The following is a 12910-nucleotide window of genomic DNA, read 5'->3' on the forward strand; positions in this document are numbered from 1 at the left end:
CCCCGCCACCCCTCGCAAAATCCCGAACGATTACAAAGACTTCTTCGCAGGGTTGTTGAAGAAGCTCTCCAGGAGCACGCTCCCCTCCGGCGCGCCGAGCGAGACTAGGTGGTCGCGGAGCGGGTAGAGGACCGCGCCGTCGCCCGCGCAGAGCACGGCGTCGTACGGCCCGGCCGCGAGCTGCCCGTCCACGAGTGCGCACGCGCGCGCTGGCCGCTCGGGGTGGCCGATCGGGAGGAGGTCGCGGGCGACCGTGAGGCGAACGGCGGCGGGGAGGCGCTCGCGGACGAACGGCTCGGAGGCGAAGGTCTCGGCCGGCTCGACGAGCCAGAGCAGGTCGAGCTGCGCCGCGCCGGCGGCGGCAGCGCTGCGCGCGATTCCGAGGGCGGCGGTGATGCCGGTATCGGTGGCGATCACGAGCGCGCGGCCGGAGAAGCCCGGCGCGAGCCGCAGCTTGCCCCAGGGGCCGCTCCACTCGAGCTCGGCGCCGACGGCGATGTCGTTGAGCACGTTCGACCCCGGCCCGGCGCCGATGCGCTTCACCGCGATCTCGACGGCGCGCTGCTCGGCGTCGCTGGAGAGCAGCGAGTAGGCGCGCTTCGCGAGCCTGCCGCCGGGCAGGGTGACGCCGGTGTTGATGATCACGTACTGCCCGCCGGCGAAGCCGATCTCCGCGCCGTCGACGCGCTCGAGCCGGAGCAGCCGCGCGGCGTCGCCGAGCGGCGTTGCGTGGGCGATCCTGATCTTCGGGTTGCCTTGTGTTGCCATGACGTCGCTCCTGTCTCCGCGCGGTCGCAATCACGCGCGATGGGCTCCCTCCGGTGAGGGGCGCGCTTCACTCGGCCGGGTAGATCTCGTGCACGAAGTCGTGCATCTCCTCGAGCTCCCGGTAGAGCCGGCCGAGCCCGTCGACCTGGGCGCGCAGATCGAGCTCGACCTGCTTCGTCAGGATGAGGAGCGAGCGCAGATAAGGCAGCTTCGGGTCGCCGGCGGGGGTCTTGGCGACCTTCTCCTGGAGCTCCACGAGCGACCCCTCGAAGAGGCGCGAGAGGTTCTTCAGGTCCCCGGCGCGCAGCATCGCCGAGACCGGCCCTGGCTCGGCGGCCGCGGCGCCGAGCTCGGCGAGCTCGTGCGTGCGCTCGGCGGGATCATCGATGCCCAGGATGTTCATGAGCCCAAGGCGGAGCGCGGCGATCTCGTGACAGGCCATATCGGTTCCCTTCTATCGGGCCCTCGTACCAGCTAGGAGAGAGGGCGGAAAGACGAAGGCGGGGAGAAGCGACGCACGCGCCACCGCGTGAGAGCGGACGAGGGCCGCCCGCTCCCCGCGGCCCACGTCGGACTCAGAGCGCGTCGGTGCGCTCGAGGAGCACGCCCGAGGCGGCGATGGAGATCGCGGCGAGCGGGAGAGCGATCGCCAGCGCGACCGGGCCGAGCCAGGCCGAGGTGGCGTCGCTCCAGAGCAGCGACGCGAGCACCGTCGCCTCCCTGAGCCCCGCGTGCGCCTCGAACGCGTCGGGCCGGTAGATGAACGCCGCCGTGGGCATCAGCGGCGCGATCCACGCGCCCGACGCGACCAGGAGCGCGTGGAAGCCGTCCCGCATCCGCACCAGGAGCGGCAGGAGCGCCGAGAGCAGCGCGATCGAGAGCGCGACGAGGAAGAGGCCGGCGCCGAGCGCGCCCGCCGCGCTGATCATGTCGCTCGCGCCGATGTGCGGCGCCACGGCGAGCGCGGTGGAGGCCGCGACCACCACGCCCGCCCCGGCCCCGGCGAGCAGCGAGGGCGCCGTGCGCGCGGCGAGGAAGACCCGGGCGCGGATCGGCTTGGCGAGCAGGAGCTCGAGGCGATGCTCCTCTCGCGCCGTGACCGTCGCGTCGACGAGGCCCGCCAGGGCGACGAAGTACGCGACGAAGTAGGCGGCGAGGAGATCGTTGATGAGGAGCACGGCGGCCATCCCCTCGATCGCGAAGGCCTGCTCGAGGAAGCGGATGACCTGCGCCGGCAGGCGCACGATCAGCGCGTGGCTGCCGAGCACCACGAGCACGCCGGCGGCCGCCGCGACGAGCGAGGTACGGCGCGGGGCGCGGCGCGCCTCGAGCGCGAAGTATCCGCGGAGCGAGCCCGCGGCGGGGGCGGTCGTCGAGGTCATGCTTCCATCCTCCGGACGCCCGCGGCGCCGACCGCGATGGTGAGGGCGGTGAGCGCGGCGAGCGCGAGCATCGGGGGGCCGAGCACGGCGGGGCCGAGGCGGTCGAGGCTCCCGAGGCCGAGCGCGCCGAGGGCGATCGGGTTCGCGAGGGAGAGGCTCCGCCAGGCGGGCTGATAGAAGCCGATGAGCGAGAGGCCCACGAGGCCCCCGAGCGTGGCGAACCCGATCAGGGCCGAGGCGCCGCGGTGCCTCACCCACGCGGCGATCGCGGCGCAGAGCGCGGTCGCGAAGAGCGCCGCGAAGGCGTGGAGCGACATCGCGCCGAGGAAGGGGCCGGGGCGGAAGCCGGGGACGCGCGCCGTGAAGTAGGCGGCGCCGGCGAGCTGGGTCGCGACGTGCAGGGTCACCATCACCGCGCACGCGCTGAGCGCGCGGAGCACGAAGTAGCGAGGGATCGAGAGCGGCTTGCTGGCGAGGAGCGGCAGCACGCCGGTGTCGCGCTCGCGGAGCACGACGCCGCTGGCGAGCACCACGGGGATGAACGCGATCACCTTGTTCATCGTCAGGTCGATCCACACGTACATGAAGACCTGGAACGGAGCGGCGTCGCCGAACCACGCGGCGATCGCGGCGCGCACGTGATCGGGCGGCCGCGCGAGCAAGACGGGGATCGCGACCAGCGCGTAGACGAGCATCGCGACGCAGAGCCAGGTCTTCCGCTCGCGGAGCGTCGTGAGATAGTCGAGCCAGAGGAGGCGGATCACGCGGCCTCCCTGCGCACGAGCGCGAGGTAGAGATCGTCCATGGTGCGCGCCCCGTGCGCTTCCTTGAGGCGCTCGACCTCGTCGCAGGCGACGAGGCGCGAGCGGTGCATCACCGCGACGCGCCGGCAGAGGGCCTCGACGTCGGAGAGGATGTGCGACGAGAACACGATGGTGACGCCGCGCTCGCGCGCGAGCGCGCGGAGCACCTCGAGGAGCTCGTGGCGGCCGAGGGGATCGAGGCCCGACGTCGGCTCGTCGAGCAGGAGCACCGAGGGCTCGTTGATCAGCGCCTGGGCGATGCCGACCTTCTGGGCCATGCCGGTGGAGAAGCCGCGCAGGGGGCGGTCCGCCTCGCGCTCGAGCCCGAAGCGGCGCAGGAGGGCGCCGGCGCGCGCGGCCGCGACGTCGCTGGGCAGCGCGAACATCGCGGCGATGTAGTGGAGGAAGCCGCGCGCCGTCATGTCGGGGGGCAGCGAGTACGACGCGGGCAGGTAACCCGCGTTTCGCCGGACCTCGAGCGTCTCGCTGACGACGTCGCGCCCGAGCACGCGCGCGGTGCCCGCGGTGGGCCGGGTCAGGCCGAGGAGCATGCGCAGCGTCGTGGTCTTGCCGGCGCCGTTGTGCCCCATGAAGCCGAAGATCTCGCCGGCCGCGACGCTGAAGCTCACGCCGTCGACGGCCGTGACCTTCGCGAAGCGCTTGCCGAGCGCGTTCACCTCGATCGCCTGGTTCATCGCTTGCTCCTCGTGCGCGACGCGGTCGCGCGCTGCTGCGTAGGAATCGCCGTCGTGGAGGTCGTCTCCGTAGAGGCCGCCGCTGGACGCGCGGCCAGGCCGGCGCGAAAGATGTCGGCGATGGCGTCGAGCGTGCGCTCGCCGGCGAAGGCGCCGAACGACGTGATCAGCCCGAGGTGCTGGGGCGCGAAGCGCAGCACGCCGAGGACGAAGGGGATCGCGTCGCGATCGACGTCGGGCCGGATCTCGCCGCGCGCGATGCCCTCGTCGACCCAGCCGTTGATCTGGGCGATCTGCGCCTTCGCGGCGGCAGCGCTCGCGGCGTCGTCGAGCGGGCGGAGCGCGCGGAGGTCCGGATCCTCGCGGAGGAGCTTGCCGAAGAGCGGCTCGGCTGCCTGCTGTCGGTAAGCGAAGCGGAGGGTCGCGACGAGGCGATCGAGCGGGGATTCCAGGCCGAGCACCTCGGCGGCGAAGCGCGCGCGGATCGTGGCGAACGCTTGCTCTACCACCTCGCGCAGGAGGGACTCCTTGTCGGCGAACTCGAGGTAGAGGGCGCCCTTTGCGCAGCCGGCCTCGGCGGCGACGGCGTCGAGGTTGGTGCCCTTGAAGCCGCGCTCGACGAAGTGGCGCTTGGCGGCGTCGAGGATCCTGGTGCGCCGCGCAGGGTCGCGGGGTCTGTCGGGGCGGCGGACGGGCACAGAACTCATATGACTGAATTGGACATATGAGTCAACTCGGGCGGCCCTGGCGTGGGACGTGGGCAGGGAACACGACGGCCGAGGTGGCGCGCGGGCTGCGGGGGAGGCTCCGCGCGTCGGCGATTCATGCTCGAGGGCGGCGCCCGGCCGCGCCTCACTGCATGATGTCGTCGACGAGCCGGGCCACCAGCGGGCGGCGGCCGGCGCCGCGCCTCACTGCATGATGTCGTCGACGAGCCGGGCCACCAGCCGGTCGCCGAGCAGGTGCTCCTCGACGAGGTCCTTCGCGTCCTCCTCGCGGACGCCGCGGTACCAGACCCCGTCGGGGTAGACGGCGACCGTCGGCCCCTCGCCGCAGCGCCCCATGCACGACGTCCTCGTCACGCGGATCTGCTGCTGCTGGCCGGCCTGCTTCACGAGGCGGCGCACCGACTCGAGCAGCGCCAGGCTGCCGCGGTCCACGCAGTCGGCGTTGCCGCAGACGAGCACGTGCTTGCGCAGCGAGCGGTGGGCGTGCGGATGGTTCGACGCCTGCGTGTGCGTGAGCGTGTGGCGCACGCTGTAGAGCATCGCCTTGAGCCCGCCGACCTCCCGGGCGAGCCCCGGCAGCGCGGTGCGGTACATGCACGTGTCGCAGGGGAGCGGCGCCTCGCCGGCGAACGCCTGGCGCGCGCGCTCGTCGATCAGCCGCTCGAGCGCGCTCGACCGGCCGAGGTGCGGCGCGAGCGACGCCCGGATCCACGGGTACGTCGACGAGAAGCGGTCGACCTGCTCGGCGAGCTTCGTCATGAGCCGCCCGGCGAAGAGGAAGTAGGGGACCACCACGACGCGCTCCGGCCGGTGCCGCGCGACCCGCTCCAGCGTCTCCTCGACCGAGGGCCGGGTGACGCCGATGAAGGTCGGCTCGACGAGCTGGAGCCCGCGGCCCTCGCCGATGAGGCGCGCCGTCTTGCAGAAATCGCCGTTCGCGTCCGGGTCGCTCGACCCGCGCCCCACGACGACGAGCGCCGACCGGGCCCGCGCCGCCGGGTCGGCCGGCAGCGCGGTCGCGGCGCGCTCGAACGCGATCTGCGCGAGCGCCGGGTGCACGCCGAGCGGCCGCGCCGCCGAGAAGCGCACGCCCGGGTGCGCGGCCCGCGCCCGCTCGAGCGCGAGCGGGATGTCGTTCTTCACGTGCCCCGCGGCGAACAGGAAGAGCGGCACGACCGCCACCCGCGACGCCCGCGCCGCGAGCGCCGTAAGCGCGTCGGCGAGGTGCGGCGTCGCGAGCTCGATGTAGCCGTGCTGCACGGCGATCTCGGGCCGCGCCGCGGCGTAATCGGCCACGATCGCCTCGAACTCGGCGTTCGACGCGGCGTCGCGGCTGCCGTGGCCGATCAGCAGGAGACCGTCGTCATGCACGCGAGCGCCTCCTCCAGGGTGAGCGGGAGCCCTGCGCCGCCCTGCGGCGGCACAGGCCTCATCCGGGTCCAGAGCTCGGCGACCCACGGCCGCCGCACCCGCGCCCGCGCGAGGAGCTCCCCCCGCGCGAACACCTCCCGCGGCGGCCCGTCCGCGAGGACCTGGCCGTCGCCGAGCAGGACGGCGCGCGTTGCGAAGAGCGGCACGAGATCCACCGCGTGCGTCGCGGTGACCAGCGTGGTCCCCTGCTGCTCGGAGAGCGCGCGCAGCGTCTGGCACAGGGCGAGCTCGCCCTCCGGGTCGAGCCCCGCGGTCGGCTCGTCGAGCAGCAGCACCCGCGGCCGCATCGCCAGCATCCCGGCGATGCACGCGCGCTTGCGCTCGCCGAAGCTCAGCGCCTCGATGGCCCGATCGGCGAGGTGGGCGATCTGCACGGCGGCGAGCGCCTCCTCGGCGCGGCGCCGCGCCTCGGGCGCGGGCAGGCCGAGGTTCCTCGGGCCGAACAGGACGTCGTCGAGGAGCGTCGCGCCGAGCAGCTGGTCGTCCGGGTCCTGGAGCACGAGCGCGGCGCCCGCGGCGACGGCGTCCGAGGGCGAGCCCACGCGGCGGCCCGCGATCTCGACGCCGCCGCCGGGCGCCGGGAGGAGCCCGACGAGCGTCCGGAGCAGCGCGGTCTTGCCGGCGCCGTTGCCGCCGAGCACCGCCACGGACTCGCCCTCGGCGACGTCGAGGCGCACGTCGCGCAGCACGGGCTCGCCGCGCCGGTAGCCGATCCGGGGGGCGCGCAGCGCGATCGCGATCATCCGGCCTCTCCCGCGGCGACGCTGAGCCCGAGGGCCGCGATGGCGGCGGCGGCGAACGCGAGGTTCGCGGCGGGCGCGCTCGCCCTTCGGTCCGCCACGGGGAGCTTCCCCTTGTAGCCGCGGAGCTGCATCGCGAGCGCGGCGCTCTCGGAGCGCTCCAGCGTCCGGAGCGCCACGACGCCCGCGACGGCGCCGGCCGAGCGCGCGGCGGCGCCGGGGCGTGTGAACCCGCCGCGGAGCGCGGCGGCGCTCCACGCGCTGTCGGCCGCGCGCTGGAGCACGCCGGCGAAGCGCCGCGTCAGCGCGAGCAGCTCGACGAGGGCCGCGGGGACGCCGAGCCCTGCGAGCGCCGCCTCGATCTCGGCGGGCGCGGCTGCGCCGGCGAGCCACCGGAGCACCGCGGCCGCCGCGAGGACGCGCGCGCCGATGGCCACGGCGCGGCGCGCCCCCTCGGCCGTGATCGCGTCGACAGGGAACGGCGCGCCGGGGAGGAGCGGCGCCCCCGGCGTGAGCGCGAGCGCCAGCGCCGCCGCGACCGCTCCGATCCACGCGGCGGGCGCGGCGGCACGGAGGACCGCGCGCGCCGGCGTGCCCTGGAGGCGGAGGGCCATGCACGCGAGGAGGAGCAGCGCGGCCGGCGTGACGGGCGAACGCGCGCCCGCGGCGACGCAGCACGCCGCCACGGCGGCCCCGAGGCGGAGCCGGGCGTCCACGTCGCGGAGCCGCGCGGGGGGATCAGTCCGCACGCAGGCCTTCGCCGCCGGCCTTGCCCGCGGGCGCGTCCGCGCGCTCGACGAAGAGCACGCGCGAGAAATAGCCGAGGGCGAAGCCGGCGAGGAGCCCGGCCCAGAGGAACGCGAACAGCAGGAGGTCGCCCTCGAGGCCCGCGAACAGCGGCCCCGTCTCGTGGCGCCCTGCGTCCTCGGCGACGCGGCGGACCACGGCCTCGTCGACGCCGTCCCAGGAAGCGTTGCGGCAGGCGGCGAGCCAGAGGGCAGGGGCGAGCTGGAGCGCGCGCTCGCAGGCTACGCACGCGCGCCGCGCGAGCAGCGCTGACATGGGGCGCTGTCCGAGCCGCCGCGTCACGATGCCCCCGGGGCGAGCCGGACGACCTGGAGCCGGTCCAGGATGTCGGGCCGCCGGGTGCGCAGGAAGGCGAGCGCCCCCGCGGTCATGACGCCCTCGAGCAGGCCGAGCGGCAGCTGGGTGGGGACGAAGGCGAGGGCGACGCCCGTGAACATGGAGGTCACCGATCCCTCGCCCGATAGCCCGAGCGCGAGCGCGAGCGCCGTGGTGGCGTACGTCGCCCAGTCCGACGTCACGCCCGCCAGGAAGCCCGCGACCCAGAGGTTCGCGCCGCAGCGCCGCGCGAGATGGAAGACGAAGTAGCCGGTGAAGGCGCCCGCGATGCCCATCGACGCGACGTCGGCGCCCAGCGTGGTGAGGCCGCCGTGCGCGAGGAAGAGGGCCTGGATAAGGAGCGCCACCACGGTGACGAGGACGGTCATCCAGGGGCCGATGAGCACCGCCGCGAGCCCTGTGCCGCACGGGTGGGAGCAGGTCCCGGCGGTCGGCACCGGCACGGGCATGCACGAGATCGCGAAGACGGCGGCGGCGATGAGGCCGACGAACGGCTTGTAGAAGGCGTCCTGCTGGGTGCGGCGCCGGAGCAGGTGGAGGGCGATCGCGACGAAGGGCAGGGCGAGCGCGTTCCAGGCGGCGCACCAGCCGAGCGGCAGGACGCCTTCCGCGAGGTGCATCGCGGCCGCGGGCCGGGGCGCGAGGAGCGTCCCCAGGGACACGGCGGCTATCGACAAAGCGCGGCCGTGAAGACCGATTTCGGCGCTCCGGGTGAAGTCCGCACCCGAACGCCACGAAGACGTGCGCAAGCTGCACCTCGTGGGAGGCTCGGGTAGGTCTCCCGGCTCATGGGTTCAGGGAGCTGATCGAGCTCCCAGCGCTGCGTCCACCTTCCCAGGCCTCTTTCAATGAGGCCCAGTGGTCTTCGGAGGCAGCTCCCCACTCACGGTGGCGGGACCGCGCCGGTTTTGCACCGGCTTCCCTGTTATGCCCCGGAGGGCACCCGAGGAATGGATTGTCAGGCCGGTGCTCGGTAATCCCGTTTCGTGCCCGGCGTCAAGGACGTCGCGCCCCGATCGCGGCGGAGGTGCCCAGCGGACGCTGCACGGGGCCTCGCGTGTCAGACGAGCTGATCGTCGAGCGCGCGTCGGCTCCGCCTTGCGCGCGTCGGCCCGCGCGTCCTGGCGACACGATCGCGCGAGCCGGGCGAGCACCCCGCAGCCGGGCGAGCACCCCGGGTGCGCGAACCGGGCGAACCGGGGTGCGCGGACCGGGCGAACCCGGGTGCGTCGACCCGGTGCATCGATCTGGGGGGCGCGCTTCCACCTGGCGCGCTCCGTCCCGCAGCGGTCCGCCGCGAGCGCCCTCGTCTGCGGCGTCGGTGCGGCGGTGATGCCTGCGCTGGCGGACACCCCGCCCTCGGGGCCTGCAGCGGTGCACGCGGCCATCGCTGCCGAGGCGCGCCGCGCGCCCGTCGCCGCCCTCATCAAGGAGGCATGGGCGCGCCGGCGAGCGATCCAGGCCCTGTCATGCGATGGCCGAGGCCGAGAAATTGACCCAGACGCATCAGGCGAAGAGTCGTCGAGCGCACGTCCTGAATTATGTCCTCCTTAGATAAAACCTGTTTACTTTGTCGCCGCGCGGGCGCTGCGCGTATCGCGGCCTGCGCCCACGCAGGGGCTCTCGTGCGCTTGAACACACGCGCCGGCGCGTTCCTTCCGTAGTGTGCTTTATTCGTCCTGGCTCTTTACTCGGGAGCAGGTGTGCGGCCCGCCGCGTCGTGGCGTCTCTTATTGAAGAGATGGGGGATCTCGTGTTCGCTCGTCTCGGAATGCGAAATGAACGCTGCGCCGAGCGCTGTCTCCAGTGGAGGGGTATGCCCGGCTCGAACGTGAATTCCTGCAGAGCTGGTGTGTGTGGGGCGCGCGCCCGCCTGGCTGCCTTCGCGTCTGGAGCGCTCTGCTCGCCCGGCGTGCAGGCGCTGCACTTTGTTATCGACAACGCGCATGCGGATGCCACAATCTGACTACCGCATGCGCACCGGCGCGGACCCCCCAGCCCGGAGCGCATGCGGTCTTTTTTCTTAGCACCGTGGCGGACGTTCAGGACTCCGGCGCGGTGTCCCTGCCGCGGTCATTCTGGGCCCCCCTCCAGCGTGATGCGCGGTATTTTTTTGCCCTCGAGCGCGCGGTTCGCGCCTTCCGAGGCGTCACTTTCCCGTGAACGTGGCCTGCGATTTCGCCAGGAACGCTTTCATTCCGAGCTGTTGATCTTCGCTGCCGAAGAGCGCCGCGAATGCCTGGGCTTCCAGCTCGTTGGCGGCGGCGAGGTCGAGGCTCTCGCCGCGCAGGAGGACGCGCTTGGCGGCGGCGACGGCGAGCGGGCCGCGCGAGGCGATCTTGAGGGCGGTCTCGTGGGCGCGCGCGAGGAGCTCGGTCGCCGGGAAGACGGCGTTGACGAGCCCGATCGACAGCGCCTGCTGCGCGGTGATCATGTCTCCTGAATAGACGAGCTCGCGCGCGCGTCCGGGCCCGACCCGTCGCAGCAGCCGCTGGGTCCCGCCGAACCCCGGGATGACGCCCAGGTTCACCTCGGGCTGGCCGAGCTTGGCGCCTTCGGCGGCGTAGATGAAGTCGCAGGCGAGGGCGAGCTCGCAGCCGCCGCCCAGCGCGAAGCCGTTGACGGCGGCGATCACGGGGAAGGGGGCAGTCTCGATGAGCTCGGCCAGTCGGTGGCCTGCGTCGGCGAACCGCTTCGCGGCGATGCTGTTCATGGTCGCCATCTCCGCGATGTCCGCGCCGGCGACGAACGCCTTGCCGGCGCCGGTCAGCACCGCCGCGCGCACCTCGTTGCCCTCGGCGGGCGTGAGGAGGTCGCGGAAGGCCGCGGTGAGCTCGCCGAGGACGGCGGGGTTCAGGGCGTTGAGTTTGTCGGGCCGCTGGATGGTCACGGTGGCGACGTGACCTGCGCGCTCGACGGCGACGAACTGGAGCGTACCGCGGGCCCCCGGCTGCTGTTCTTGAGCGGTCATGGAGCGTGGTTAGCAGCGCGCCGCGCCGGGGGGAAGCGCCTGCCGTGCGCCCGCGAAGGCGTCATTCCGTGTCCTCTCGGGCCTGCTATGCTGAGCCCGTGGCCGAGCCGACGAGCGAGCGATTTCCAGAGGACGTCACGCGCCTGTTCTGGGACACGGACCCGGACGCCATCGATCTGGAGCGGCACCGCGACTACGTCATGGAGCGGGTGATGAGCCGGGGCGGATGGGCGGCGATGCGGTGGCTGAGGCAGGCGTACTCGGCGGAGGCGCTCGCCGACTTTTTGCGCCGGAAGGGGCACCGGCTTGCTCCGCGGGAGCTTGCGTACTGGGCGGTCATCGCTGGCATCGATCTGCCGATCCCCCGTGGAGGAGCGCGGCCGACGTGGGCGGGGGTTGTACCTGGAGGTTGGAGGGGTTCCGGCGAGCATCCTGCGGTATTGCTATCCGCTGCTGGGACCGCCCGAGTGTCTATCCGGGATCCCTCTCCCGGTCGCGTCGCTCGATGATCTGGAGTGCATGAAGCTGTCGGCGATCGCGGGGCGCGGGGCGCGCCGGGATTTCTGGGACCTCCACGCGCTGCTCACGTCACGAGGGCGGAGTGTGGGGCAGGCGCTCGATGCGTACGCGAGGAAATATGCAACCGAGGATGTTGGCCACGTGGTGCGCAGCCTGGCGTACTTCGCCGACGCCGAGGCGGAACCGATGCCGGCAGGGATGACGGAGGAGCGGTGGACGCAGATCCGATCCGATCTTGTCGCGTGGGTGCGCGCGACATGACGGCCCTGCCGCATGCCAGCGTGCGATCATAGCGAGTCGGGCAGACCGCCCGTCCTCCGAGCCGGTGTTCCCATCGCGGACCAAATCCGTCGCTCCACCCCCTCATCTCCGCCTGGAGAGAGCCAGGGAGGGAGGGGGCGCCGCGCGGGGGGCCGGCGGGGTAGGGCCCCACGAACCCGAGCGCCGGCCCGCTCCTTGCGATGCCCTCCCGGATCGGCCCCGCCGTTCAGCCGGCCATAGCCCCCCAAAAGGCGCGAGTTCGTGGGAGGGGCCCCCGCCGGCCCCCCGCGCGGCGCCCCCTCCCTCCCTGGCTCCGTGGCAGCCGCCTACACCGCCCGCCCGCTCTTCTGCCCCTTCTCGTCGTACACGTAGAACCCCCGCCCGCTCTTCTTCCCGTACCACCCCGCCGCCACCAGGTTCCGGAGCAGCGTCGCCGCCCGGTACTTCGAGTCCCCGAACTCCCGGTGCAGCACCTCCGCGATCGACAGCACCGTATCGAGCCCGATCAAATCGGCGAGCTCGAGCGGCCCCATCGGGTGGTTCAGCCCGAGCCGCGCCCCCGCGTCGATGTCCTCCGGCGTGGACAGCCCCTCCTGGAGCGCGAAGCACGCCTCGTTGAGGAACGGGATCAGCATCCGGTTCACGATGAACCCGGGCTGGTCCTTCGAGGTGATCACCGTCTTGCCGAGCTCCACCGAGAGCGCCCGGACGGCCTCGTACGTCGCGTCCGACGTCTGGACCCCACGGACGAGCTCGACGAGCTTCATCAGCGGCACCGGGTTCATGAAGTGCATCCCGATGACCAGCTCAGGCCGCCCGGTCACCGCCGCCAGCCGCGTGATCGAGATCGACGACGTGTTCGACGCCAGGATCGCCCCCTTCGGCAGCGCCGCGTCGGCGAGCTTGAAGATCCCGCTCTTCACCTCGAAGTTCTCGGTCACCGCCTCCACGGCCAGGTCGACCCCGGCCAGCCCCGCGATCCCGTCGGCCACCGCGACCCGGCCGAGGAGCGCCTCCCGCGCCTCCGCGGCCAGCTTGCCCTTCTCCACCTGCTTCGCGAGAATGGCGGCGATCTGGGCCTTGCCCGACTCCGCCAGCGCCCTCGAGACGTCGCACAGGACCACCTCGAGGCCCGCGGCCGCGGCGACCTGGGCGATGCCTCGCCCCATCTGGCCCGCGCCGATCACCCCGAAGCGCTTGATCGTCGTAGCTTCCATGCCCGCGGTTGATAGCCGAACCCGAGACCGCGGTGAACCGCCCTCGCCGCGGCCCGACGGCCCGCCCGCTCGGACGTCCCCGCGCCACAGAAGCAGAAGCGCGCGAAAGCTCCGCCCCACCTTCCAGGCCCGCGGGGGCGAGGAACCTTGAAACCGCATCGTCCGCCCGGCTATCTTCGCCCGGCCCGTGAACGGACCGGACCGAATTCGCGAGGTCCGCGGAGATACGATGAGCGTTGAGACGATTCGGAT

15 protein-coding genes and 1 riboswitch are annotated in these 12910 nt (G+C 73.2%); of the genes, 2 read left to right on the forward strand and 13 right to left on the reverse strand.

The window, feature by feature from the left end:
* Positions 1 to 30 precede the first annotated feature (30 nt).
* From WMF19_RS01380 to WMF19_RS01435, 12 genes are all read right to left on the reverse strand, one after another.
* A complete protein-coding gene (locus WMF19_RS01380; RefSeq protein ID WP_437897418.1) occupies positions 31 to 768 on the reverse strand; it encodes an FAD-dependent oxidoreductase in 738 nt (245 codons plus the stop codon).
* A gap of 67 nt (positions 769 to 835) precedes the next feature.
* Positions 836 to 1210: a DUF3209 family protein gene (locus tag WMF19_RS01385; RefSeq protein ID WP_012232878.1), complete on the reverse strand. Its 375-nt coding sequence runs from the start codon at positions 1208 to 1210 to the stop codon at positions 836 to 838.
* A gap of 133 nt (positions 1211 to 1343) precedes the next feature.
* Positions 1344 to 2150 carry a hypothetical protein gene (locus WMF19_RS01390; protein WP_437897419.1) on the reverse strand — a complete coding sequence of 269 codons (807 nt, stop codon included), beginning with the start codon at positions 2148 to 2150 and terminating at the stop codon, positions 1344 to 1346.
* A complete protein-coding gene (locus tag WMF19_RS01395) occupies positions 2147 to 2914 on the reverse strand; it encodes a hypothetical protein (RefSeq protein ID WP_437897420.1) in 768 nt (255 codons plus the stop codon). The genes WMF19_RS01390 and WMF19_RS01395 overlap by 4 nt, the downstream gene beginning before the upstream one ends.
* The gene (locus WMF19_RS01400; RefSeq protein ID WP_437897421.1) at positions 2911 to 3648 is read right to left on the reverse strand and encodes an ABC transporter ATP-binding protein; all 738 of its coding nucleotides are present in this window, start codon (positions 3646 to 3648) and stop codon (positions 2911 to 2913) included. The genes WMF19_RS01395 and WMF19_RS01400 overlap by 4 nt, the downstream gene beginning before the upstream one ends.
* Complete coding sequence (locus WMF19_RS01405; protein ID WP_437897422.1) at positions 3645 to 4346, reverse strand: TetR/AcrR family transcriptional regulator; 702 nt, start codon at positions 4344 to 4346, stop codon at positions 3645 to 3647. Before WMF19_RS01405 ends, WMF19_RS01400 begins: the two co-directional genes overlap by 4 nt.
* A gap of 213 nt (positions 4347 to 4559) precedes the next feature.
* A complete protein-coding gene (locus WMF19_RS01410; protein WP_437897423.1) occupies positions 4560 to 5747 on the reverse strand; it encodes a CbiX/SirB N-terminal domain-containing protein in 1188 nt (395 codons plus the stop codon).
* Entirely contained in the window at positions 5723 to 6550 is an 828-nt protein-coding gene (locus tag WMF19_RS01415; protein ID WP_437897424.1) for an ATP-binding cassette domain-containing protein, read from the reverse strand. The genes WMF19_RS01410 and WMF19_RS01415 overlap by 25 nt, the downstream gene beginning before the upstream one ends.
* Positions 6547 to 7296 carry a CbiQ family ECF transporter T component gene (locus WMF19_RS01420; protein WP_437897425.1) on the reverse strand — a complete coding sequence of 250 codons (750 nt, stop codon included), beginning with the start codon at positions 7294 to 7296 and terminating at the stop codon, positions 6547 to 6549. Before WMF19_RS01420 ends, WMF19_RS01415 begins: the two co-directional genes overlap by 4 nt.
* Positions 7286 to 7609 carry a hypothetical protein gene (locus WMF19_RS01425; RefSeq protein ID WP_437897426.1) on the reverse strand — a complete coding sequence of 108 codons (324 nt, stop codon included), beginning with the start codon at positions 7607 to 7609 and terminating at the stop codon, positions 7286 to 7288. Before WMF19_RS01425 ends, WMF19_RS01420 begins: the two co-directional genes overlap by 11 nt.
* Before the next feature lie 23 nt (positions 7610 to 7632).
* Complete coding sequence (locus tag WMF19_RS01430) at positions 7633 to 8346, reverse strand: energy-coupling factor ABC transporter permease (RefSeq protein ID WP_437901781.1); 714 nt, start codon at positions 8344 to 8346, stop codon at positions 7633 to 7635.
* Positions 8347 to 8444: 98 nt separating this feature from the next.
* Positions 8445 to 8652, reverse strand: a riboswitch (cobalamin riboswitch).
* 1187 nt (positions 8653 to 9839) lie between these two features.
* Entirely contained in the window at positions 9840 to 10661 is an 822-nt protein-coding gene (locus tag WMF19_RS01435) for an enoyl-CoA hydratase/isomerase family protein (protein ID WP_272097335.1), read from the reverse strand.
* Positions 10662 to 10759: 98 nt separating this feature from the next.
* On the opposite strand from WMF19_RS01435, the gene WMF19_RS01440 reads away from it, so the two are divergent.
* Entirely contained in the window at positions 10760 to 11170 is a 411-nt protein-coding gene (locus tag WMF19_RS01440) for a DUF6922 domain-containing protein (RefSeq protein WP_437897427.1), read from the forward strand.
* Positions 11058 to 11441, forward strand: coding sequence for a nucleotidyl transferase AbiEii/AbiGii toxin family protein (locus tag WMF19_RS01445; RefSeq protein WP_437901586.1), 384 nt, complete (start codon positions 11058 to 11060; stop codon positions 11439 to 11441). Before WMF19_RS01440 ends, WMF19_RS01445 begins: the two co-directional genes overlap by 113 nt.
* 326 nt (positions 11442 to 11767) lie before the next feature.
* Here WMF19_RS01445 and WMF19_RS01450 read toward each other — a convergent pair whose 3' ends face one another.
* Positions 11768 to 12658 (reverse strand): 3-hydroxyacyl-CoA dehydrogenase family protein, encoded by an 891-nt coding sequence (locus WMF19_RS01450; RefSeq protein ID WP_437897428.1) that lies wholly within the window; start codon positions 12656 to 12658, stop codon positions 11768 to 11770.
* Positions 12659 to 12910 lie beyond the last annotated feature (252 nt).

Source organism: Sorangium sp. So ce124 (assembly GCF_051525235.1).
In the GTDB taxonomy this organism is placed as follows: Bacteria; Myxococcota_A; Polyangia; order Polyangiales; family Polyangiaceae; genus Sorangium; species Sorangium atrum.